The organism is Rhodococcus globerulus NBRC 14531, from assembly GCF_001894805.1.
GTDB classification, from domain to species: Bacteria; Actinomycetota; Actinomycetes; order Mycobacteriales; family Mycobacteriaceae; genus Rhodococcus_F; species Rhodococcus_F globerula.
The window spans coordinates 1,813,072-1,837,017 of sequence record NZ_BCWX01000001.1 but is presented as its reverse complement, the minus strand read 5'-3'; the positions used below and the strand labels follow the sequence as shown (position 1 = coordinate 1,837,017).

Here is a 23,946-nt window from a genome sequence, read left to right as displayed (position 1 = left end):
GTCGAGTAGCCGATGCATCAACTTCATCGGGAAACAGTCGTCCACATCGGTCGAATCTCAGCATTGCGCTCTTATGCCCAGCAATCCCTTGAACAACTGTGACTTTCGCAGCGGACTTGATCGCCAACGTTGCCGCGCTATGACGTAGCTCATACGGGACTCGCCAGGTGTCAGTCAACCTCGGCCGCCCACTCGCCATGGCAAGACGAAATCCGCAAGCACACCTCTACCCTCGCTTACTGAAACCAAACAGATACAGCCTTTTCTGAATACAGAACCATCTGTACTATTGAAAGGGTGAAGACCGCAATCCACGCCGATGCCCTGTCGAGGTTCGGTTACGCCCTATCGGATTCGACGCGCACCCAGATCTTGTTGAGCCTGCGCACTACTCCGGGTTACCCGTCCGAGCTGGCGGAAAAGATCGGGGTGTCGCGCCAGATTCTGTCCAACCATCTGGCGTGTTTGCGCGGATGCGGCCTGGTCGTCGCCATCCCGGAGGGCAGACGCAGCCGCTACGAGCTAGCCGACCCACGCATCGGCAGAGCGCTCGACGACCTCGTGGGCTTGGTCCTGGCCGTCGACCCGGACTGCTGTCCAGCCTCCGAGACCGAAGACTGCTGCTGATGGAGACCCCGCTAGGCATGCCGTCCCGGACCTCAGCGATACTGCCGCCCCACCGAAAGGCTTTGCTGTCGCGGCGGATTCGGTGGTTTGTCGCGGCGACGATCACCTACAACGTGATCGAGGCGGCAATAGCTCTCACCGAGGGAACGCGCGTGTCGTCGACCGCGCTCATCGGGTTCGGACTGGACTCGGTGATCGAGGTGTCCTCTGCCGCCGCGGTTGCCTGGCAGTTCGCCGGCCGCAACCCCGAAGCGCGGGAGAAGGTCGCGCTACGGATCATCGCGTTCTCCTTCTTCGCTCTCGCCACCTATGTCACCGTCGACGCCGTCCGGGCCCTGACAGGATTCGGCGAAGCGCAGCACTCCCCGATCGGGATCGGTTTGGCTGCAGCCAGTCTCGCGATCATGCCGGTGCTGTCCTACGCGCAGCGCCGCGCCGGCCGTGAGCTCGGGTCACTCTCGGCGGTCGCCGACTCCAAGCAGACCCTGCTCTGCACCTACCTGTCTGCGGTCCTGCTTGCGGGGCTTCTTCTCAACAGCCTGTTCGGCTGGTCGTGGGCCGACCCTGTCGCCGGCCTCGTGATCGCCGTTCTCGCAGTCAAAGAAGGCCTCAACGCCTGGAAAGGCGATACCTGCTGCCCCACGCCGACAACAACCATGAAGTCAGCAGCGGGCCGCGACTGCTGCGACTGACCACACACCACAAATGAGGAAAGATCTGAGATGGCTGTGACCGCGCTCGTGTTCTACGCCCTGTTCGGGGTCCTCGGTTTCGGCTGGCGCAGCGCGCTGCAGTACCAACGGACCGGCTCGACCGGATTCCGCGGCGTCACCGGACGACTCGGCTCGCTGGAATGGATCGCCGGCACCGGATTCGTCGTCGCGATAGCCCTTGGCGTCGTTGCACCCGCACTGCAACTCGCCGCAGTGCTGCACCCGATCGGCGTACTCACCACTCCGGCTGTCCAGACGATGGGGATCGCGCTCGCGCTGGCCGGAATCGTCGGCACGCTCTACGCACAGAACCAGATGGGTGAATCCTGGCGCATCGGCGTCGATCCCACCGAGACAACCGATCTCGTCCGTACCGGGGTCTTCGGCCTCGTCCGCAATCCCATCTTCACCGCCATGCTCGTCTTCGCTGCCGGCATCACGCTCCTCACACCGAACCCACTCGCGCTTATCGGCTTCGCGCTGCTGCTCGCCACAATAGAACTGCAAGTGCGTGTCGTCGAAGAGCCCTACCTCCGCGACCGCCACAGCGACACCTACCGCACCTACAGCCGCACTGTCGGCAGATTCGTACCCCGGGTCGGTCTCACCTGACGGACATCCATTACCAACATCCGGCACCAACGTCTCGGGCACCAACGCCACCGAAATTCGCAATCCGCGTACGCGTCATCCACGGAGCCGATAAGTTTCCCTCATGCGGCACCGATATCTCGTTGCGTGCTGCGGAGCACTCTTGTCCGCCGCGACACTTACTGGTTGCCAAAGCCAATCCGAATCTCCGCAACCAGGTTCCGACTCCCATTCGCGGCCGACATATTCAACCGTCGAAGGTTCAGTTGCGCAGGCTGGAACAATGAGAATCGGCAGCCCTCCACCAAAGGCGCCACCCAGTCTCGTCGTTCCTGGAACTGAAACAAACGCACCGCTGCCCATCGCCGAGGTCACCGCCGTTGCCATCGAGCACCTTGACGACCGTTCGCGGGTGACGTATCACCTCAGTGGAACCGGCACTGTGACATGGAAAGTGGAGTATGTCAGCGAAGCGATTCGCGGCGGCGACAATCACGTGGTCGACGTGAACGGCTCATCGATCCTTCAGATCGATATCATGGGAGCTACTGCGCTACAACAATTTCCACCGATCGAAACGTCTGGCGGCACCATTTCGAGCGTCGAGACCGCACTGGTGAGCGGTGAGATCGTTCAGTCTTTTGTCGGCACTGCTGCAGGGCGCCCCGAGTTCCAGGCAACCGGAATGGAATCGCCCGGTCAAATTGTTGTCGATGTCTTCTACGCGCCGGCCTGAGTAGCCGGCACTCCCCACTTTGCGGTGCTGAAGTCCATCAACTCATTCGGGTAACGTTCGGCGCCCGAGTGCCTGAACACTGTTAGCGTGAAAATCGTCCGATTAGTCTGCTTTTCTCGATCGAGAGGACTCTCATGCCACACGCTGCGCACGAGAACATCACCGTAGATCCGACGCTGGCCGACCTGTACAAGGACCTCCACAGTCACCCGGAACTCGGCTTCCAAGAGCATCGCACCGCCGAAATAGTTGCCACGCGCCTGACCTCACTCGGTTTCGACGTCACCACGGGCATCGGAAAAACAGGAGTAGTCGGTGTCCTGAAGAACGGCCCAGGACCAACGGCACTCCTGCGTGCCGACATGGACGCACTTCCGGTCAAGGAAGACACCGGACTGGATTACGCCAGCACCGTCACCGCGACCGATCAGAACGGGAAAACCGTTCCGGTGGCTCATGCATGCGGCCACGACCTCCACACGACATGCCTGTTGGGGGCCGCCCAGATCCTCTCCACGGACACGGCCAGTTGGTCTGGCACCCTACTACTCGTCTTCCAACCCGCCGAAGAACTCGGCGCCGGCTCCCAAGCCATGGTCGACGACGGATTGTTCGACAAGGTCCCCAAGCCCGACGTTGTTCTCGGGCAACACGTAGCTCCGTTGCCTGCCGGAAAGATCGCCGGCCACGCAGGCCCCTCGTATGCAGGTTCCGACTCGCTGCGCGTGCGACTCGTCGGCAAAGGCGCTCACGGATCCATGCCGGAGAACTCCGTCGACCCCGTGGTGATGGCAGCGGAAACCGTTCTGCGCCTGCAGACAATTGTCTCCCGCGAGGTACCGAGCACGGCGATCGCAGTGCTCACGGTCGGGTCGATCCACGCCGGCGACGCAGCCAATGTCATACCCGGCGAAGCCGAACTGCAGTTGAACATCCGCAGCTACGACTCTGCCGTCCGGGAGCGCATTCTGAGCAGCGTTGACCGCATCGTCAGAGGCGAAGCCGCAACGGCCGGCGCCCCGGAAGAACCGACTATCACCGAGATCGAACGCTTCCCCATCGTCGTGAATGATCCGGCTGCTCTGGGCAAAACCCTCGACGCGTTTGCCTCATGGTTGGGCGAGGACAATATTCTCGATCCGGGGGCAGGCGCCGGTAGCGAGGATGTCGGCATCCTCGCGACGAGTTCGGGCGCACAACTGTCGTACTGGCTGCTCGGCGGTACCGACCCGTCGCTGTTCACGACTGGCGACATGAGCGACCCTGCCCTCCGGACCGTGCCGTCGAACCACTCTCCGCATTACGCGCCGGTTATCGAACCGACACTGACCATCGGAGTTTCCGCACTGGTCACGGCAACGAGGACGTGGTTACCGCCTGCCTGATCGAACGGCTAACGCCGACGGCGTCTGGATTAGCGCACGCGGCGCCAAGCAGACCGAGCCTTGTCCCGCAGATTTCTCGAGCGGCTGACCCACGTTCCCGATTCCCAGGTCTCGATTGCGCGAACGATTGCCCGCGAACCGATTCTGCCCGACCGCACACCGGTGATGGTCACGACCGGTGTGCGGTTGTTCGCCCACACCGATTTCAGGTCAGTGGGACCGATTCCCATGTCGAGTTCGTCGACGGCAAGTTCGTTGCTGTGCGCGACAAGCCATTCCATCATTTGATGTCCGGGTTGAGTCCGGGCACATTCAGGTCGGTAATGCGTGACCCATCCTTCGAGCCGGCTACCGGTCCGAACGGAAACATCGTGGGCACACCACACCCCGTCGATGACCAACCCGACGATGACGAGGCGTCCGAGTTCTGCTTCTCTCCGGAGGAATCGGTACACAAACGCCTCGTTCGGGGGTGCCAGGAAGTTCACGCGGTCGCGCCCTGACGTTCCGATTGCAGCAACCGTGCACATGTCGGACCATCGCCGGTCCACATCGGCCGGAGTCGTCAACTGCTCGAATTCCAGTGAAGACCCGGATCGAGTGAGTGCCGCCCGATAGGAACGTAGCCGCTTCAACGAACGCGCGCTCCGAATATCCACGGGGACAGTACCTTCCGGCGAATCCACGGAGAGATTGGTATCCCGTACTCGCACAGCACAGTTCCATCGCGGATCGTCCAACAGTGCACTGACCGCAATGTCCGAACCGACAACAAGATCGGCGTGCAGCACCAGTCCCCGGGCAGCGACCGCTCGCCAGAGGACCCGAGCGGCATCGGCGTCGGCGGCAAGGATCTCGCCGACCACGCCGCGCCCATGCCCGAGAAGGCGAACCACCTCGACAGTGAGCATGCGACGAACCGCAAAGGGTGCCAGCGCTACCATCTCTGCTCCCCGGTACACCGCGACCAGGAGGAATGAGCCTTTGCCGTCGGTTTCGTGAGCGCCGACTGCGTACAGGAACCGCGACGACATTCGAGTCCCGACACGGGCAGCCAAACGCTCCCAGTCCCCGCGAATCGCCTCGGGGTTGTCGTAGAAGCGCACAGTTTCGACACCAGCGCGATCCGCGTCGTCCACACACTCCGCCCGGGACACCTTCGTTACGACCATGACGCGAACTTACCATTACATTACCAAGTGTTCACCATGCCTAGCGCTTTCGGCCGATGCCGGACGGTTAAGCAGAGAATCGCCAGTACAGGAGGCATGACGAACCACCGGAAACAAAGAATGAACGATAACCAAAGAATTGCCTCTACCCCTATGGTGTCCTCACCGACCGAGAAGAACCGCACGCCACGTGAACATCGACATGAACACATTACAACGATCTGACCTGCAGTTATTCCGTCCGCGCCTCAAAAATGGCACGATAGTGGCAACCGCACGGGCACCAACGTTGGAGGCACCGATGGACAACGGCACAATCAACCTGACGTACGACGGTCGGGTGTCTCTGAACTTCCGGCTCGCCGTTCCACAATCGCCGGACAAAGTATGGAAGGTCATCACTCAACGCGAATTTCTCGACACGTGGTTTCCCGCCGACGTCGATTTCACACTGACTCCCGGCGCAGACCTACTGTTCAAAGTGACGCCGCAACAGGTCAAGCGATACGGCTTGCCCGCTGATCACAGCTCACACGGAACTGTCATCAGCGTCCATCCGCACCACATCTTCGAGTACCTGTGGGACGCAGACACATTGCACTGGGAATTGCACCCCGACGGCACCGGAGGGTGCTGGTTGACCCTCACACACACGATGGAGGACGAGGACTCCGCGTACGCGCATGCAGCGGGCTGGCATGCCGGCCTGGAAGTGGTTGCGGCACAACTCGACGGCCGTGAAGTCGACTGGTCGCCCTGGGATCGCGCCGACGAACTCGCATCGCAGTACCGCAAATCAGCCTGACTGTTCCCCCTTACGGGGGCTGGGTCCTATTCCCCCTTGCGCGGGAAGTGCCTGATGACGCCTTCCTGCACCACCGTTGCCATCAGCATGCCCTCGATCGAGAAGTATCGCCCGGTCGCCAATCCTCGTGAACCCGCGGCAACCGGCGACTCCGTCGCGTACAGAACCCAGTCGTCGAAGCGGAACGGCCGGTGAAACCAGATCGAATGATTTACCGTCGCTGCAACAATCCGATCGTGCCCCCACGACAATCCATGGGTGGTCAGGATGGAATCCAGCACGGTGGTGTCCGACGAGTACGCCAATACGGCGGCGTGAATCAGTGAGTCGTCCGGTAGCACGCCGTCCGGTCGCATCCACACGCGATTATGGGTGAGCTTCTCCCCCGCGCCTTTCAAAATCCACGCCGGATCGTTGGCGTACCGCATGTCGATCGGCTTGAGTGCGCCCACAAAATGCGGAAGCGTCGCCTCGTAGCCGGACAGTCGATCACCCAAGGGCGGCAAAGACTCCGGTAGCGGAACGTCCGGGATTTCGACGGCATGCTCTAGCCCTGTGCCGGAATCCTGGAACGCTGCCAGCATCACGAACAGCTCGTTGTCGCCTTGATACGCGGTGACCTGACGGTTTGCGAACGCGCGCCCGTCGCGATGCCGCTCGACGCGATATTCGATGGGCGCCTTGACATCTCCGCCGCGAATGAAGTGGCCGTTGATCGCGTGGATCGGTCGATCACCGTCGACGGTACGGCCGGCGGCCATCAGCGCCTGAGACACCAATTGACCGCCGAACGTCCGCGAACTTACCTGCGCCGGGTGATGCCCGCGGAACGCGTCGTCTCCGATGGTTTCGAGATCGAGCAGACCGAGAAGTGTGCCGAGGTCTGTCGACGCGTCCGCGTCGCTCACGCTAGTGGAGTTCTTCGCCGATGCGGTGAACGTGGATCAGGTTGGTGGAGCCCACGGTTCCCGGAGGCGAACCGGCGACGATGACAACAAGATCGCCCTTCGCGTAGCGCCCGAGCGACAGCAGTGCACTGTCCACCTGACGCACCATTTCGTCAGTGGTGGACACCGAGTCGACGAGGAACGTTTCGGTTCCCCAGGTGAGTGACAGCTGACTCCGCACCTCAGGCAACGGGGTGAAGGCCAGAAGCGGCAACGGCGTGTGCAGACGCGCCAACCTACGCACGGTGTCGCCGGACTGGGTGAAGGCAACCAGGGCCTTGGCGTCGAGGCGCTCTCCGATATCGCGCGCAGCGTAGGAGATCACGCCTCGCTTGGTGCGCGGCACGTGAGTCAGCGGAGGAACGCGTGTCGATTCGGTTTCGACAGCCTCGACGATGCGTGCCATCGTGCGGACGGTCTCCATGACGTACTTACCAACCGATGTCTCGCCGGAAAGCATGACCGCGTCCGCGCCGTCGAGGACAGCGTTGGCAACGTCGGAAGCCTCAGCGCGGGTGGGGCGCGAGTTCTCGATCATCGACTCGAGCATCTGCGTTGCCACGATGACGGGCTTGGCGTTTTCGCGGGCGATCTGGATGGCACGCTTCTGCACGAGCGGAACCTGCTCGAGAGGCAACTCCACGCCGAGGTCGCCACGGGCAACCATGACGGCGTCGAATGCCAACACGATGGCTTCGAGATTGTCGATAGCTTCCGGCTTTTCGAGCTTCGCGATAACGGGAACGCGGCGACCGACTCGGTCCATGATGGCGTGAACCAGTTCGACGTCCGCAGGCGAACGAACGAACGACAGAGCGATGAAGTCGACACCCAGCTTCAGGGCAAATTCCAGATCGGCAATATCTTTGCCCGACAGTGCCGGAACGGAGACATTCATACCGGGAAGCGAAAGGCCCTTGTTGTTGCTGACCGGTCCACCCTCGGTGACCGTGCAGACGACGTCGTTGCCTTCGACCGCCGTGACGACAAGACCGACCTTGCCATCGTCGACGAGCAGGCGATCGCCCGGCTTGGCGTCGCGTGCGAGTTCCTTGTACGTGGTTCCGACGCGGTCGTGAGTGCCCTCGACGTCGTCGACGGTGATTCGAACCTCTTCACCGCTTTCCCAGACGGTCCGCTCGTCCTTGAATCGACCGAGCCGGATTTTTGGGCCTTGCAGGTCGGCGAGGACGCCGACGGCCTTGCCTGTCGCGTCTGACGCTGCGCGGACGCGGATGTAGTTCTCTTCGTGATCGGCGTGGTCGCCATGGCTGAAGTTGAGCCGGGCCACGTCCATGCCGCTCTCCACGAGCTCACGGATTCGGTCACCGGTAGCTGTTGCCGGTCCCAGGGTGCATACAATTTTTGTCCGTCGGTTCACGGCTCGAGCCTAGTCGCTCGCAGTGCGCACTTCTATCCGGCGCGTCCGACGTGCATCTTTTGTTCTTACTCGATTCAGTTTCGATTCCTAATAACGAGTGGCAACGCACCGGGATGTACGGGAGCCGGAAGCTGCGATGCCCCAGTCAGATACCGATCGACCGCCCGCGCAACCGAGCGTCCTTCAGCAATGGCCCACACCACCAACGACGCACCCCGGTGTGCGTCACCGCACACGAAGACGCCGGGGCACGAAGTCTGCCAGTCGCGCCCGCAGGCGATCACCCCTCGTGAATTCGGCTCGAGGCCGAAGCCGCACAGCAAGCCGGTGCGCTCGACGCCTGCAAACCCGACGGCCAAGAACACAAGGTCACACGGCAAATCGAATACAGCCCCCACCGGTTCGGCAATCCGTCGGCCACTCTCGTCCCGAGACACACGAACGGGCGCGACGCGCACTGCCCGGACGTGACTTTCACCGGTGAATTCCTGAGCGGCTACCTCGAACTCACGCACTCCCCCCTCGGCGTCAGCGGGAGCGCTCCGCAGTAACAACGGCCAGAGTGGCCACGGGTCTGCGCCGTCGTCGCGTTCGAGTGGGGGCTGCTCGTGGTAATCCAATTCGACAATCGACGCGGCTCCCTGACGGTGAACGGTTCCGAGGCAGTCGGCACCGGTATCACCGCCGCCGATGATGACGACATTCTTGCCCGCTGCACTGATCCTGCTCGGCCCGTCACCAGCACATTCACGGTTGGCCGGCACGAGGTACTCCATTGCCGGATGTATTCCTGTCAGATCACGACCGGGAACGTCGACGTCGCGCGCTCTCCCGGCCCCGATTGCCAGAACAACGGCGTCGTAGTTGGAGAGGAGCTCGCCCGCCGCGAGGTCGGTCCCCACATCACAATCCGTTACGAACTCGGTCCCCTCGGCGCGCATCTGTTCAAGCCTGCGGTCGATGTGATGCTTCGAGATCTTGAAATCAGGGATGCCGTAACGCAGCAGCCCGCCGACGCGGTCATGCCGCTCGAACACCGTGACTCGGTGACCTACACGCGTCAGTTGTTGCGCTGCAGCGAGACCCGCGGGCCCTGATCCGACGATCGCCACCCGGGCATCGGAACGTACGGACGGGATCTGCGGTTGCACCAAACCCTCCTCCCACGCGGTGTCGGCAATCGCCGCCTCGATGCGTTTGATTGCCACGCTTCCGCTGGTCAAGTGACTGGAAAGAGCAAGTACGCAGGCAGTTTCACACGGCGCCGGACACAGCCGTCCGGTGAACTCCGGAAAGTTGTTGGTCTCGTGCAATCGGTCCGCGGCAAGGGACCAGTCGTCGCGCCGCACGAGGTCGTTCCAGTCCGGGATCAGATTCCCCAGTGGGCACCCCGACAGACCCGAATGGCAGTACGGGATTCCGCAATCCATGCAGCGCGATGCTTGCTCGGACACCTCGTGCTTGCGCTGATCGGTGGGAAGCTCGGCATAGACCTCACTCCAGTCAGCTGTTCGCTCCGGCACCGGGCGCATCGGCGTCGAAGCGCGCGTGATGCCGAGAAAACCTCGCGGATCAGGCACTGGCCGTCTCCGTCAGAATGTCGCCGGCCTCCGCTGCACCTGCCAGTTTTTGTTCCTCGATGACTCGCTCGTAATCCACCGGCATCACCTTGGTGAATCGCCCAGACTCGCACGACCAGTGTGCAAGCAGACGCGCCCCGACGCAGGACCTCGTCCATTCGACATGGGCGGCAATCATCATCTTCAACCACTGGAGATCATCGGGCGTCGGCTCCTGCAACGTCACCGACGTCAGGTTCACGTTGTTCGGATCCACGTCGAGAACAAATGCGATACCGCCGGACATCCCCGCTGCGAGATTTCGACCCGTTGCACCGAGGATCACGACCCGTCCGCCGGTCATGTACTCACACGCGTGATCACCGGCCCCTTCGACAATTGCGTCGGCGCCGGAATTGCGCACAGCACAGCGCTCCCCCACCCGGCCGCGCGCAAACAGTTCCCCTGCAGTGGCCCCGTACAGGAGCGTGTTGCCGGCAATCACCTGCTCTTCGGGGCGAAAGCCGACATCAGCGTCGGGACGGAGAGCTATCCGCCCTCCCGAAAGCCCCTTACCCACATAATCATTGGCGTCGCCGGTCAAGTCGAGAGTGATCCCCCTCGGTAGGAACGCACCGAGTGACTGACCGGCCGTTCCGTGCAGCCGCACGACAATGGTGTTGTCCGGCAACCCTGGTGCCCCGTATCTCCGGGTCACCTCGGCGCCGAGGGCTGTACCCACTGCCCTGTCCCCGGTGTGGACGTGGCAGTCGATCCGAACGAGTGTCGCATGGTGGAGTGTGTCGGCAGCGCGCTCGACAAGCATCCTGTTGAGATCACCGACGCCGGGCCGCGTCGCAGCTGCGACGCCGCGCCGTGTCACGACCGGAACCGACAGGAGCGGCGCCAAGTCCAGGCGGCGACTCTTCCGATTACCACTTTCGGTGCAGGGCACCAACATGTCAGCACGCCCCACTGCCTCGTCGAGGCTGCGAAAACCGATGTCGGCCAAAATCTCCCGCACACCTTCGGCGATGAACCGGAAGAAACTTGTGACGTACTCGGGGCGTCCGGTGAACCGTGCCCGTAACTCCGGATTCTGCGTCGCCACCCCGACCGGGCAGGTGTCGAGATGGCACACTCGCATCATGACGCAACCGGCGGCGATCAACGGCGCTGTCGAGAATCCGTATTCCTGCGCACCCAGTAACGCAGCCACGACAACATCACGGGCCGTGCGCATACCACCGTCGCATTGCAGGACAACTCTCTCCCGTAACCCATTGAGCACCAACGTCTGCTGAGTTTCCGCGAGCCCGAGCTCCCACGGCGTCCCGGCGTGCTCGATCGAGGTCAACGCGGCCGCACCGGTACCACCGTCGTGGCCGGAGATCAGCACCACGTCGGCATGCGCTTTGACCACGCCTGCTGCAACGGTTCCGACGCCGACAGCGCTGACAAGTTTGACGTGAATTCGGGCCTTGTTGTTGGCTTGGCGCAGATCGTAGATCAGTTGTGCGAGATCCTCGATCGAGTAGATGTCGTGATGCTGCGGCGGCGAGATGAGACCGACACCCGGCGTCGAATACCGCGTCCGGGCGATCCACGGATACACCTTGCTGCCCGGTAGTTGTCCACCTTCGCCCGGCTTGGCTCCCTGCGCCATCTTGATCTGAATATCGCTTGCACTGACCAGATAATCGCTGGTCACGCCGAACCTACCGCTGGCAACTTGTTTCACGGCGCTACGACGCGCACAGTCGTACAGGCGATCCGGATCCTCACCGCCCTCCCCCGAATTGGATCGTCCACCCATCGAATTCATCGCTATCGCCATCGTCTCGTGGGCTTCCGCGGACAACGAGCCGTAACTCATGGCGCCGGTGTTGAATCGGCGCAGAATCGCCTCGGCAGGTTCCACGTCGTCGATGCTGAGTGCAGGCCGATCTCCGGTTCGGAAGCCAAGGAGCCCTCGCAATGTTCCGCCCTGCGCGCCGCTGCGATCGACCTCGTCGCTGTACCGGCGGAACACGTCGGCGCGGCCCGACCGTGTGGCGTGCTGGAGGAAGAACACCGATTCCGGTGTGAACACGTGTATTTCACCGTCTCGGCGATAATGGTATTCGCCGCCGAAGTCGAGCTGACGTCGATGTGCATGCGCGGCCGCGTGGCGCACCACCACATCCTCGGCAAGCTCCGCGATACCTATGCCGCCGAGCTTGCTCGTGGTGCCGCAGAAGTACTCGTCGACAAGCCGCGCACTCAGGCCGAACGCCTCGAATACCTGTGCACCGGTATAGGATTGGACAGTCGAGATTCCCATCTTCGACATCACCTTGAGCACACCCTGATTGGCCGCATCCAGATAGCGCGTCGCCGCAGTACCTGAATCCACCCCGTCCAGGCCACATTCCGCAACCGACTCGAGGGCCAGATACGGTTGGACAGCAGCAGCGCCGTATCCGAGCAGCAATGCGCAATGGTGAATCTCCCGAGCGTCGCCGGTCTCGACGATCAACGAGACCTTACTGCGCCGACGCTTCCGAACGAGATGGTGATGAACTGCGCCAACTGCGAGCAACGACGGAATCGGCGCGTGGTCACGGTCCCACGTTCGATCGGATATGACCAGGATGTGGCGCCCGGCGTCTACTGCCGCACTGGCTTCGTCACGTAGCTCGCCGAGCGCCGCTTCCAGACCTTCTGTGCCGGCGGCAATGTCGAACACACCGTGCAGTGTCGTCACACCAGCGCCGGATATGCGGACGATCTCCGCCAGTTCCGCTCCGGACACCACGGGCCTGTGCACCAGGGTTCGCCTACACGATGATTCGTTCGGGTCGAGGAGATTCTGTTCAGAGCCCAGAACCACCGACAACGTGGTGACAACTTCCTCTCGAATCGCATCCGACGGTGGATTGGTGACCTGTGCGAACAGTTGAACGAAGTAGTCGTACAGCAGCCTGGGACGCGCGGAGAGCACTGCCAGCGGCGTATCGGTTCCCATCGATCCCACCGGCTCGTGACCGGTGGCGGCCATCGGCGTCAGAACTACACTCAACTCTTCCTCGGTGTACCCGAAGACCTGCTGATGCTGCATCAGCACCGATGGGTCCCCACGTGCTTTGGGCGGATCAGGTGTGTTGCCAACCAGAGTGAGGTTCGCGTCGAGCCAGCGCTGATAGGGCGCCGCACCTGCCAAATCGGACTTGACCTCGTCGTCCGGAACAATACGCTGTTGCGACGTGTCCAGCAGGAACATTCGACCGGGTTCGAGTCGCCCCTTTGCTATCACGTCGGCCGGAGGTACATCGAACACACCACTCTCGCTGGACAATACGACTCGACCCGCCCGGGTGCGCCACCAGCGCCCGGGCCGAAGCCCGTTGCGGTCGAGGACGGCTCCTACCACGGTACCGTCACTGAACGTTACCGAGGCAGGTCCGTCCCATGCCTCCATCAGGCACGCATGAAATTGATAGAACGCACGTAGCTCGGCCGACATGGCCGAATCCTGTTCCCAGGCAGCGGGAATCATCATCGCCACACCGTGGGGCACACTGCGCCCGCCGAGGGACAACAGCTCGAGCACCTCGTCGAACGACGCAGAATCCGACACCCCGGACGTGCAGATCGGCATCAGGCCGTCGAGGTTGCCACCGAAGAGCTCGCTCCGAAGCTGCGGCTCGCGCGCGCGCATCCAATTTCTGTTTCCGACAATGGTATTGAACTCGCCATTGTGTGCAACAAATCTGAACGGTTGCGCCAACGTCCACGACGGAAAGGTGTTGGTCGAGTATCTGCTGTGCACGACGGCCAGTGCACTACGCATCCGCTCGTCCTGCAGGTCCGGGTAGAACAGCGGCAACTGACACGGCGTCACCATCGCCTTGTACACCATCGTTCGCGCGGACAACGATGGAAAGTAGACGCCGGAACCCTCGTCCACAACATGTGGGGTGATCCGTTCGGCCTGCTTACGCAGCTCGAGGACACGGCGGTCCAAAGCGATACCGGCCGAGCCCCCACGTGTGTCCGCGACAAAGCACTGACTGATGAACGGCGCACATTCCGTTGCCGATATACCCAGGACTGCCGAATCGACGGGAACATCTCGCCAGCCGAGTACCGACAATCCCACTGAACGCGCGCACCGCTCGATGCGCTCGAACGCACGTCGCCGGGGCCGCGCGGCCCGGGGAAGGAAGCAGATACCGGCCGCAAACCTACTCTCACCACGCTCGTTTACATCCGGTAACACGAAGTTGGTGACAGCCCTCAGAAGTTCGACGGGTAGCTGAAGGAGAATTCCCGCTCCGTCACCGGTGGTGGAATCAGCTCCGATGGCACCGCGATGGGACAGCTTGCGCAGTGCGGACAAGCCGTCTTGCACGATCGAATGAGAGCGTCTGCCGTAGATGTCAGCGACAACGGCGACACCACACGAATCTGCTTCCTGATCGGGGTTGTACAGCCCCTGTGGACCAGGCATCTGAGAAAACAGCATGCGTGCCCTCCACCATGCGGGGCCGCCACACGAACCCGCAACCGGCAAGGGTCAGTTTACAACCGGTATGTGCAGGTTGCGATAGAAAAAACCGTGGCACCCCTGTATCGAGGTGCCACGGTGAAACGAGCGAGGGGATCAACTGCGGAGTGGTCGCCCGTACTTGTCCTTCACACTGCCGGTCAGCATCATGATGCCGTCGATCAACGGCCAGATACCACCGATTCCACACGTCAACCATGTCACCGCAATCTGTGCGATCGCAGTACCGGGCTGATTGAGATAGAACCGGCCTGCGCCGAATCCGCCGAGCAGAATGCCGAGCAGGCCGGCGGTCACCTTCGACTTGTCGGAGAACGGCTGCCCGGTGATCGGATCACGACCGAACGGCGCCGACGGATCGACAAAACCATAGGGCTGCGCATAAGGCTGCTGCTGCCCGTAACCGGGGTTCTGCGGCGGAGCGGTGTAACCCTGAACCGGTGGCGCTGCATACGGATTTGCGCTCTGGTCGGCTGGGACGCCGTACACCGGACCGTCCGCCGGAGGCGGATAGCTCTGTTGCTGATAAGGCTGCTGCTCGTAGCTCGGCGGCGTGTAGTTCGGCGGCGCGGGCTCCGAAATCGGATACGCAGCCGTCGGATCTGAAGCAGCCGAGAACGCTGTTGTGGGCTCCGACCCCGCCGGCGGCGGGTAAATCGGATGGCTCCCCCACCCTGGGCCGTTGCCCATTCCCGCATATGTGTCCCAGCCGGGACCGGTGCCCGTTGTTTCGGTTGACGGAGTCTTCTCCGTGGGCGCCGAGGTTTCGCTCAAGGAAGCATCAGCGGTTGCCTCGTAATCGAAGGGCGAACCGAACTGCGGGGGAACCGCGGATTGAGAGCTCGAAGCGTCCCCGGACTCTGCGGGATCCGGATACTTGTTCAAGTCAGGCAACGTGTATTCCTTCGGGTCGACGACGGTCCGGCAAATCGTTGAGGCAAGTGATCTTTATACCTCGAACTGGGTGCGATGCGGACCAGTCATGGCTTGTCCGGCTTCTTCAGATCAACATCCTGCTTTGCGTCCACGCTGGTTGAATCGGCAACCTTTGCCGTCGCGATACCGTCATCCGAGTCGGTATCACTGTCGGTGGCCTCCGAAGCTGTGTTCTCGACGGGCGTGTTCTCGACAGGCGTGTTCTCGACGTAGTCCTTGGACTTCAGTTCGGAAGGATCTTCACGACCCTTCTTGGCCAGCAGGAAGTACGCAACTGCCGCCACGAACACGATCACCGAGGTGAAGGAGTTGACGCGAATGCCTGCAAGTTCGTATGCCGGATCGTCGCGCATGAGTTCGACGAAGAACCGACCGGCGCAGTAACCCGCCACGTAGAGGGCGAACAGTCGTCCATGGCCGATCTTGAATCGGCGATCGACCACGACAAGCAGGACGACGATGAGGACGTTCCACACGGCCTCGTACAGGAAGGTGGGGTGCACGACCTTCTCTACGACGCCGGTCGATACACCGGACAACGCATCGGTCTGACCTGACGAGTTCACACGCTGGAAGATTTCCAATCCCCATGGCACTGTCGTTTCGCGCCCGTACAACTCCTGGTTGAAGTAGTTGCCGAACCGGCCTATCGCCTGCGCAAGCAGCACACCAGGCGCGATCGCGTCCCCCAGCGCCGCGACGGGGATCCCACGCCTGCGGCACCCGATCCAGGCGCCGACACCGCCGAGGAAGACTGCGCCCCAGATTCCGAGGCCACCGTTCCACACTTTGAGTGCGTCGATCGGTGTGCCGCCTTCACCGAAATACTGCGGCCAGTCGGTGAGCACGTGGTACAGCCGGCCACCGATCAATCCGAACGGCACGGCCCAGACTGCGATATCGAGAACGGTGCCCTTCTCGCCGCCTCGCGCGACCCACCGCCGGTCGCCCCAGACGATGGCGACGATGATTCCGGCGATGATGCAGAGCGCGTAGGCGCGCAGTGCCACGGGCCCGATGTACCAGACACCTTGTGGAGGACTGGGAATGTAGGCCAGTAGTTCAACAGTTGACGTCACGACGCCACGTTAGCCGAGCGGACACCTTCAGCGAGTTCTTCGGTGAGGGCACGGACAGCTCCGAGTCCGTTTTCCACAGCCGAGACCAGCGCAGACCCGACGATTACTGCGTCGGCATAGCCGGCAATTTCTGCTGCCTGGGCGCCAGAGCGAACGCCAAGCCCGACACCGACCGGGATATCGGAATGCGCGCGGATCCGTGCGGTGAGTTCAGGTGCCATCGACGACACTGCGTCGCGCGCTCCGGTGACACCCATCGTGGAGGCCGCGTATACGAACCCGCTACTTGCCTGGAGCGTCATAGCCAGTCGCTCTTCGGTGGACGAGGGTGCCACGAGGAAGATCCGATCGAGGTGGTGCTTCTCGGACGCTTCCATCCAGTCGGCGGCCTCGTCAGGAATGAGGTTGGGGGTGATCAGTCCGAGTCCGCCTGCGGCAGCGAGGTCGCGGGAGAACTTGTCGATCCCGTACTGCATGACCGGGTTCCAGTACGTCATGACTACGGCCTTGCCGCCGACCGAGCTGATCTGCTCGACGACGGTAAAGATGTCGCGCAAGCGGACGCCGTTGCTGAGGGCAGTTTCAGCGGCACGCTGAATGGTCGGTCCGTCCATCACGGGGTCGGAGTACGCGACCCCGACCTCGATGATGTCGCAGCCGCCGTCGACCATCGTCTTGAAGACGTCGATGGATTCGGACACCGTTGGGTAGCCTGCTGGCAGGTAGCCGACGAGCGCAGCTCGGTTTTCCGCCTTACATGCCGCAAACGTGGATGCGAGGCGTGATGGTCGTTCGCTCACTTGTCCGAGCCTTCCGTGTTGGTCTGGTCTGCGGGCTGGTCTGCGTTGTCGAACAGACCGAACCAGCTCGCGGCAGTATCCATGTCCTTGTCGCCACGACCGGACAGGTTGACGACGATGATGGCGCCTTCGCCGAGCTCCTTGCCCAGGCGCAGCGCGCCGGCAACCGCGTGCGCGGATTCGATGGCCGGGATGATTCCTTCGCGCCGCGAGAGCAGAAGGAGCGCATCCATTGCCTCGGAGTCGGTGACGGGCTCGTAGGTAGCCCGACCGATGTCGTTGAGATACGCATGTTCCGGACCGACACCCGGATAGTCCAAACCTGCGGAGATGGAATGTGATTCGATGGTCTGACCGTCTTCGTCCTGCAGCAGGTACGAGTACGCACCCTGGAATGCGCCAGGCGTTCCGCCTGCGAATGTTGCTGCATGCCTACCGGTTTCAACGCCGTCGCCCGCTGCCTCGTAACCGACCAGTCGCACCGACAGATCGTCGATGAACGGGTGGAAAATACCGATGGCGTTGGAACCGCCACCGACGCAAGCCGTGACGGCGTCGGGAAGCCGACCGGTCAAGGCCTGAACCTGAGCGCGGGCCTCGAGACCGATGACCCGCTGGAAATCGCGCACGAGGGTCGGGAACGGATGCGGACCGGCAGCGGTACCGAAGCAGTAGTAAGTGTCGTCCGCGTGGGAAACCCAATCGCGGAGAGCTTCGTTGATCGCATCCTTGAGTGTGCGCGAACCGGTTTCGACCGAGACGACCTCGGCGCCCAGCAGGCGCATCCGGGCGACGTTCAACGCCTGACGCTCGGTGTCGACCGCACCCATGTAAATGACACACTCGAGGCCGAGCAACGCGCAAGCAGTGGCCGAGGCGACGCCGTGCTGTCCCGCTCCGGTCTCGGCGATGATACGAGTCTTGCCCATTCGCTTGGCAAGAAGTACCTGACCGAGGACGTTGTTGATCTTGTGAGAACCGGTGTGGTTCAGATCTTCACGCTTGAGGATGATGCGAGCGCCGCCCGCGTATTCGCTCATGCGCGTTGCTTCGAAAATCGGCGACGGGCGTCCGGTGTAGTCGCGCTGCAGTCGGTCGAGTTCGTTCAGGAAAGCGTCGTCGCTGCGGGCCTTCTCGTATTCGGCGGTAACTTCCTCGATAACCGCCATGAGCGCCTCGGGCACATGACGTCCGCCGTAGACACCGAAGTGCCCTCCGGCATCCGGATCATGAGTGGTGCGCTCGGCAAGTCCGGCACTGGCCGGCGGCAGATTGCCGCCCTTGAAGACTGGTCCCTGAGTACGTGAAGTCACTCCCCCAGTCTGCCCCAAGCGTGTCGCCTGTCACCGCCCGGGTACGGGCAATTGCAACCGCTCGGGTGCGGGCAAACCCCTCCCGAGCGGTGATGCGATTCAGCGTGACGGTTTAGGGCAGGACGGATGCGCTCCGGCGTTGACCAGATCGGCAACCGCTTTACGCGGATCACCACTGGTCACGAGGCCTTCGCCCACCAGGACTGCGTCTGCGCCTGCGCCTGCGTACGCGAGCAGATCAGCAGTGCCACGAACGCCCGACTCGGCGATCTTGATGGTTTCGGTCGGAAGGCCAGGGGCGATCTGACCGAAGGTGTTCTTGTCGACCTCGAGGGTCTTGAGGTTGCGGGCGTTGACACCGATGACCTTGGCGCCGGCTTCGAGCGCGCGGTTGGCCTCTTCCTCGGTGTGAACCTCGACCAGCGCAGTCATCCCCAACGATTCGGTGCGATCGATCAACGAGGCAAGCGCCTGCTGCTCGAGTGCCGCGACGATCAGCAGAATGACATCGGCGCCATGGGCGCGTGCCTCGTGAATCTGGTACGGACCCACGATGAAGTCCTTGCGCAACACCGGAATAGTGACGGCCTTGCGGACGGCATCCAGGTCGGCGAGCGATCCGTGGAAACGACGTTCTTCGGTGAGAACGCTGATAATTCGAGCACCGCCCGCTTGGTAGGCGGCTGCCAATTCGGCGGGGTCGGCGATGTCTGCGAGCGCACCCTTGGACGGGCTTGCGCGCTTCACCTCGGCGATGACGCCGATGCTCGGTTCCAGAAGTGCCGCTACAGCATCGAGGGCGGGCGGTGCAGTGGCCGCGGCAGCCTTGACTGCAGCGAAGTCGAGTACGGCTTCGCGGGCGGCGACATCAGCGCGCACCCCGTCGAGAATCGAGTCGAGTACGGTCATCGTGGCCCGAATCCTTTCTGGGCAAGTGCCCGATGTGAGATACGTCATCGGGGTGGTGTCAGCCTAGTTGGGCGATTTTTTGCTACTCCGCCCGGGTACCCACGCGCGTGGGAGTTCGGACGTAATCGAGGTCACGATCGTGAATCCTTGCCCGGCTCATTGCCGTCCACGTCAGGTTTCTCGCCTTCCGTATCGAGCGTCGGATCTTCCCCGGCGTCGAGCGCGTCCCACAGCATCCGTTGTGTCACAGGCTCGTCGGGCGCATCTTTGCTTCCCTGTCCGAGCTTGGCCGCTGCCTCCCGGCGAGCTGCAGGGTTGTCGTACTTCGACGAGAGACCGGCGCGCGCCTTGGGCTTTCGCATCAGCAGAACACCGGCAGCGAGAGCCGCAAGGGCCCCGGCGAGCGCGAGCAGCGGAGGCAACACCGATGCTTCGGCCGACACTTCTTCGAGGTGCGAGGACAGTTCGGCAAGATCTGCGGCGCGGTCGTCATCTGCTCCCGAAACCAACAGTTGGACAGCTGGAACTGCGACTCCGATGCCGACCAATCCCACCAACAGGCCGACAACTCGGAGCGCCCACCCACGGACCGCAAACGATGCCGCAACAGCAGCAAGAAGCGTGAGAGCGAGCGGCGTCATCGCCGCAGCCCACGTGCCACCGTCGAGATCCGTGGTGCGCGCCAAAGTCTTACCGTCACTGGAGGTTACTTGTACCCACGTCATCCGCGAGCTTCCCCACAGCGCAATGGCCGCGATCCCCAGCAGGAGCGTGGTCAGCATCGTGGTGCTGCGGCCCGAACGTGGTGTCGGCGAGTCCGCGCCGGTGCTCGAAGCTTGTTCGCTCACTTACCCTTCACCTCCGATGGTGCGCAACGTGTGTGCCGATGCGATCGCGCTGAGCACGGCCATCGCCTTGTTCCGCGCCTCGGTGTCCTCGTAGACCGGATCGGAGTCGGCGACCACACCTGCACCGGCTTGGACGTATCCGATGCCGTCCTTGATGAGTGCGGTGCGAATCGCGATCGCGGTGTCGGCATCACCGGCGAAGTCGAGGTACCCGACAATGCCGCCGTAGACCCCGCGGCGGGTGGGTTCGAGTTCTTCGATCAACTGCATCGCCCGGACCTTGGGAGCGCCCGAGAGCGTTCCGGCCGGGAAGCACGCCGTGACAGCGTCGAGCGCCTGCTTGCCCTCCGCGAGGTGCCCGGTCACGGTGGAGACCAGGTGCATCACGTGGCTGTATCGCTCGATGTGGCGGTAATCGTGCACCTTGACCGTGCCGGGTCGGCAGACACGACCGAGGTCGTTGCGTCCGAGGTCGACCAGCATCAGGTGCTCGGAGTTTTCCTTCTCGTCAGCGAGGAGGTCCTTCTCGAGGAGGATGTCGTCTTCCTCGGTTGCACCGCGCCACCGGGTTCCGGCGATCGGATGAGTGGTTGCGACACCTTCCGAGACGGTAACCAGCGCTTCTGGGCTGGAGCCGACAATGGAGAATGCGGTCTCACCGTCACCGTTCGGGACGTTGAGCAGGTACATGTACGGACTGGGGTTCGAGGCCCGCAACATTCGGTACACGTCAATAGGTGCTGCGGTGCAGTCGATCTCGAATCGTTGGGAGAGCACGACCTGGAACGCCTCGCCCGCTTCGATATCGCCGATCAGCTTCTTCACGTCGACGCCGAAACTTTCCGTCGTGCGCTGACGGCGGTAACTCGGGGTGACCTTGGCAAACGTGGAGACCGTCGACTTGGCTGGTGCCGCAAGTGCCCGCGTCATCGCGTCGAGACGCGCGACGGCGTCGTCGTACGCCTCCTCGACCCGTGCGTCGGTGCCGTCCCAGTTGACTGCGTTGGCGATCAACGTGATCGCACCCTCGTGATGGTCGACGGCGGCAATGTCTGCGGCCAGCAACATGACCATCTCGGGGATCTGCAGGTCGTCGACGGCCGAGTTGCCCACGTTTTCGAGCCGACGGACGGCGTCGTATCCGAGGAATCCGACCATCCCGCCGGTAAGAGGCGGCAGGTCGGGCAGACGTTCCGAGCGCAAAAGTTCGAGAGTGGCACCGAGTGCGTCGACAGGGTTGCCACCGGACGGTGCACCGGCGGGGACGTTGCCGTACCAGGCGGCTTCACCGTCGATGACGGTCAGAGCGGCAGGACTGCCGACGCCGATGAAGGACCAGCGTGACCACGACCGGCCGTTCTCCGCAGACTCGAGAAGGAAGGTTCCCGGACGGTTCCCGGCCAACTTCTCATAAGCCGAGAGCGGAGTTTCGGAGTCCGCCAGCACTTTTCGTGTCACCGGAACTACCCGATGCTCGGCGGCGAGGGCACGGAACTGCTCTCGCGTGGTGGTGGAATCGGACGCCGCATCGACGATCGCGGTGTCGGACGAGGGTGCGGACTTGGAGGTGGGCTCGCCGTGCATGACTCCATCATCCCAGGCTCACCTGCGCGGGCCTCGTTCGCGGGTAACCTCAGCCGAATGAAACCAGGTCAGCTTGCTCCCGATTTCACCCTGCCCGATCAGGACGGAACACCCCGTTCGCTGACCAGCCTGCTGGAGAAGGGGCCACTGGTGCTGTTCTTCTATCCGGCAGCCTCAACGCCGGTGTGCACCGCGGAAGCGTGCCACTTCCGCGACCTCGGCAAGGATTTTGCAGCGGTAGGCGCCGCTCGCGCGGGCATCAGCACCGACACCGTCGAAGCGCAGTCGACGTTTGCCACTACCCAGTCCTTCGACTATCCCCTGCTCGCCGACACCGACGGCACCGTTGCCGAGCAGTTCGGCGTCAAACGCGGACTGCTCGGCAAGTTGATGCCGGTCAAACGTTCAACGTTCGTGATCGACACGGATCGAACCGTATTGAAGGTCATCTCGAGCGAATTCCGCGCGAGCACACATGGCGATCAGGCACTCGAGTTTCTCCGGAGTCGCACCTGACCCGCTACGCGACCTGAATCGAGCGCTTTGCGAGTCCCATCCAGAAACCGTCGATGACCTGGGTGGGCACCTGCTCAGGATCGGACGACGCACCGAGAGTCACGAACAGCGGCGCGAAGTGCTCGATGGTCGGGTGTGCGTACGGCATACCGGGAGCCTGTGCTCGGAAATCGATGAGCGAATCGACGTCGCCGGCTGCGAACCGCTCCCCGGCCCACGCGTCGAATTCGGCAGACCAACCTGGAGCCTTTGCCTCCGGCGACGGGTCACGCAGAAATGGCAGGCCATGGGTTGTAAATCCGGATCCCACGATCAACACGCCCTGCTCGCGCAGTGGACGCAACCGTCGGCCGAGGTCTAGCAGACGTTCGGGGTCCAAAGTCGGCAGGGAGATCTGCAGCACGGGGATGTCCGCATCCGGGTACATCACCGTCAACGGAACATAGGCGCCGTGATCGAGGCCACGATTGGGTTGCTGGACGACCTGCTCGTTATCTGGCATCAACGCTGCCACCTGCGTGGCCAGGTCCGGCGCCCCCGGCGAGTTGTACCGAGCCCGGTAAAACCGCTCGGGGAATCCACCGAAGTCGTAGATCAGCGGGGTTCCCGTTGTGGTCGATCCGATGGTCAGCGGCGCGGATTCCCAATGTGCCGACACGATCAAGATTGCCGTCGGCCGTGGCAGGTCACCGGCCCACGCGCCTAGTTGCTTCACCCAGAGAGCGCTGTCCACCAACGGCGGGGCACCGTGGCTGAGATACAGCGCGGGCATTGTGGCGGCGGACATAGCGGCTCCTCATGAGTTCACCGAATAGTTTTAAGTTGAAGGTTCAACCTAATATAGAACTCAACACTTGAAACGCGCAACTATTCCCTGCCTGCACCCACTGGACACTCGTCTGCAACCCTGTAGTGGTAGAACACAGCGCTTCGAAGGGGTACAGACCGATGAGTGGATCGAACGGCCAGGCCGAGTCGCCGGTTCAGACCAAGTGGCTCACCACCGAGCAACAGCAGGCCTGGCGCACCCTCATCTCCTTGGTAACCCGCCTACCAGCGGCTCTCGACACCCAACTCCAACGCGATTGCTCACTAACCCATTTCGAGTACTTCGTGCTGTCGGCGCTGTCAGAAGTACCCGACCACAAGCTGCAACTCTCTCTACTGGCACAGCAAGCCAATGCGTCGCTGTCGCGCCTCTCCCACGTCGTCACGAAGATGGAGAAGGCCGGCTGGGTCAAGCGTGAAGTGATCCGCGGTAGCCGAGGCTCCAATGCGGTACTCACCGATGCCGGAATGGCCAAGGTCATCGAGGCATCGCCCGGCCACGTTCGATTGGTCCAAGCCTTGGTGTTCGAAGGCCTCGACGACAGCCAGGTCGCACAACTCTCCGCCCTGAGCACCGCCATGGTCGACCAACTCGACAGAGGAATTGCCGGCGGACTCGGGAAAGCCTGACGGGACCCCCACACCGCGCACAACTTCCCCGGCTCCCG

Annotated in this window: 21 protein-coding genes; 8 read left to right on the top strand and 13 right to left on the bottom strand. The window is 62.5% G+C overall.

Annotated elements, in window-relative coordinates; all coding sequences use genetic code 11:
* Nucleotides 1-297: 297 nt before the first annotated feature.
* The 5 genes from RG2_RS08220 (at nucleotide 298) to RG2_RS08200 (ending at nucleotide 4,052) form a co-directional block, all read left to right on the top strand.
* Entirely contained in the window at nucleotides 298-627 is a 330-nt protein-coding gene (locus RG2_RS08220) for an ArsR/SmtB family transcription factor (protein ID WP_033230842.1), read from the top strand.
* Complete coding sequence (locus RG2_RS08215) at nucleotides 627-1,319, top strand: cation efflux transmembrane domain-containing protein (protein ID WP_033230843.1); 693 nt, start codon at nucleotides 627-629, stop codon at nucleotides 1,317-1,319. Before RG2_RS08220 ends, RG2_RS08215 begins: the two co-directional genes overlap by 1 nt.
* A 30-nt stretch (nucleotides 1,320-1,349) precedes the next feature.
* Nucleotides 1,350-1,952 carry a methyltransferase family protein gene (locus tag RG2_RS08210; protein WP_033230844.1) on the top strand — a complete coding sequence of 201 codons (603 nt, stop codon included), beginning with the start codon at nucleotides 1,350-1,352 and terminating at the stop codon, nucleotides 1,950-1,952.
* Between the two features lie 262 nt (nucleotides 1,953-2,214).
* Nucleotides 2,215-2,667, top strand: coding sequence for an AMIN-like domain-containing (lipo)protein (locus RG2_RS08205; protein ID WP_033230845.1), 453 nt, complete (start codon nucleotides 2,215-2,217; stop codon nucleotides 2,665-2,667).
* Nucleotides 2,668-2,801: 134 nt separating this feature from the next.
* Nucleotides 2,802-4,052 carry an amidohydrolase gene (locus RG2_RS08200; protein ID WP_033230846.1) on the top strand — a complete coding sequence of 417 codons (1,251 nt, stop codon included), beginning with the start codon at nucleotides 2,802-2,804 and terminating at the stop codon, nucleotides 4,050-4,052.
* A gap of 29 nt (nucleotides 4,053-4,081) precedes the next feature.
* Here RG2_RS08200 and RG2_RS08195 read toward each other — a convergent pair whose 3' ends face one another.
* On the bottom strand, nucleotides 4,082-5,224 hold the full coding sequence (locus RG2_RS08195) for a GNAT family N-acetyltransferase (protein WP_080711548.1): 1,143 nt from the start codon (nucleotides 5,222-5,224) through the stop codon (nucleotides 4,082-4,084).
* 301 nt (nucleotides 5,225-5,525) lie between these two features.
* Between RG2_RS08195 and RG2_RS08190 the strand changes: the two genes are divergently transcribed.
* A complete protein-coding gene (locus RG2_RS08190; RefSeq protein ID WP_033231403.1) occupies nucleotides 5,526-6,029 on the top strand; it encodes an SRPBCC domain-containing protein in 504 nt (167 codons plus the stop codon).
* Between the two features lie 26 nt (nucleotides 6,030-6,055).
* On the opposite strand, the gene RG2_RS08185 is transcribed toward RG2_RS08190, so the two are convergent.
* From RG2_RS08185 to RG2_RS08135, 11 genes are all read right to left on the bottom strand, one after another.
* Nucleotides 6,056-6,937, bottom strand: a complete 882-nt coding sequence (locus RG2_RS08185; protein WP_033230848.1) for an acyl-CoA thioesterase — start codon at nucleotides 6,935-6,937, stop codon at nucleotides 6,056-6,058.
* Between the two features lies 1 nt (nucleotide 6,938).
* Nucleotides 6,939-8,357, bottom strand: a complete 1,419-nt coding sequence (gene pyk / locus RG2_RS08180) for a pyruvate kinase (protein ID WP_033230849.1) — start codon at nucleotides 8,355-8,357, stop codon at nucleotides 6,939-6,941.
* Between the two features lie 74 nt (nucleotides 8,358-8,431).
* Entirely contained in the window at nucleotides 8,432-9,937 is a 1,506-nt protein-coding gene (locus RG2_RS08175; RefSeq protein ID WP_033230850.1) for a glutamate synthase subunit beta, read from the bottom strand.
* A complete protein-coding gene (gltB, locus tag RG2_RS08170; protein WP_033230851.1) occupies nucleotides 9,930-14,423 on the bottom strand; it encodes a glutamate synthase large subunit in 4,494 nt (1,497 codons plus the stop codon). Before gltB ends, RG2_RS08175 begins: the two co-directional genes overlap by 8 nt.
* Before the next feature lie 138 nt (nucleotides 14,424-14,561).
* Entirely contained in the window at nucleotides 14,562-15,359 is a 798-nt protein-coding gene (locus RG2_RS08165; RefSeq protein ID WP_371851298.1) for a TM2 domain-containing protein, read from the bottom strand.
* Between the two features lie 86 nt (nucleotides 15,360-15,445).
* Nucleotides 15,446-16,480, bottom strand: a complete 1,035-nt coding sequence (lgt, locus tag RG2_RS08160) for a prolipoprotein diacylglyceryl transferase (protein WP_033230853.1) — start codon at nucleotides 16,478-16,480, stop codon at nucleotides 15,446-15,448.
* A complete protein-coding gene (gene trpA, locus RG2_RS08155; RefSeq protein WP_033230854.1) occupies nucleotides 16,477-17,280 on the bottom strand; it encodes a tryptophan synthase subunit alpha in 804 nt (267 codons plus the stop codon). Before trpA ends, lgt begins: the two co-directional genes overlap by 4 nt.
* On the bottom strand, nucleotides 17,277-18,593 hold the full coding sequence (trpB, locus tag RG2_RS08150; protein ID WP_033230855.1) for a tryptophan synthase subunit beta: 1,317 nt from the start codon (nucleotides 18,591-18,593) through the stop codon (nucleotides 17,277-17,279). Before trpB ends, trpA begins: the two co-directional genes overlap by 4 nt.
* Before the next feature lie 99 nt (nucleotides 18,594-18,692).
* Nucleotides 18,693-19,502, bottom strand: a complete 810-nt coding sequence (gene trpC, locus RG2_RS08145) for an indole-3-glycerol phosphate synthase TrpC (RefSeq protein WP_033230856.1) — start codon at nucleotides 19,500-19,502, stop codon at nucleotides 18,693-18,695.
* Between the two features lie 131 nt (nucleotides 19,503-19,633).
* Nucleotides 19,634-20,284 carry a TIGR02234 family membrane protein gene (locus RG2_RS08140; RefSeq protein WP_080711581.1) on the bottom strand — a complete coding sequence of 217 codons (651 nt, stop codon included), beginning with the start codon at nucleotides 20,282-20,284 and terminating at the stop codon, nucleotides 19,634-19,636.
* A gap of 66 nt (nucleotides 20,285-20,350) precedes the next feature.
* Nucleotides 20,351-21,934, bottom strand: a complete 1,584-nt coding sequence (locus RG2_RS08135; RefSeq protein ID WP_033230858.1) for an anthranilate synthase component I — start codon at nucleotides 21,932-21,934, stop codon at nucleotides 20,351-20,353.
* A 57-nt stretch (nucleotides 21,935-21,991) separates the two neighbouring features.
* On the opposite strand from RG2_RS08135, the gene RG2_RS08130 reads away from it, so the two are divergent.
* Nucleotides 21,992-22,450: a peroxiredoxin gene (locus tag RG2_RS08130; RefSeq protein WP_033231404.1), complete on the top strand. Its 459-nt coding sequence runs from the start codon at nucleotides 21,992-21,994 to the stop codon at nucleotides 22,448-22,450.
* 4 nt (nucleotides 22,451-22,454) lie between these two features.
* Here the strand turns inward: RG2_RS08130 and RG2_RS08125 are convergent, their stop codons facing one another.
* Nucleotides 22,455-23,237: a dioxygenase family protein gene (locus RG2_RS08125; RefSeq protein WP_033230859.1), complete on the bottom strand. Its 783-nt coding sequence runs from the start codon at nucleotides 23,235-23,237 to the stop codon at nucleotides 22,455-22,457.
* A gap of 161 nt (nucleotides 23,238-23,398) precedes the next feature.
* On the opposite strand from RG2_RS08125, the gene RG2_RS08120 reads away from it, so the two are divergent.
* Nucleotides 23,399-23,908, top strand: coding sequence for a MarR family winged helix-turn-helix transcriptional regulator (locus tag RG2_RS08120; protein WP_033230860.1), 510 nt, complete (start codon nucleotides 23,399-23,401; stop codon nucleotides 23,906-23,908).
* The last annotated feature ends 38 nt before the right edge of the window (nucleotides 23,909-23,946 follow it).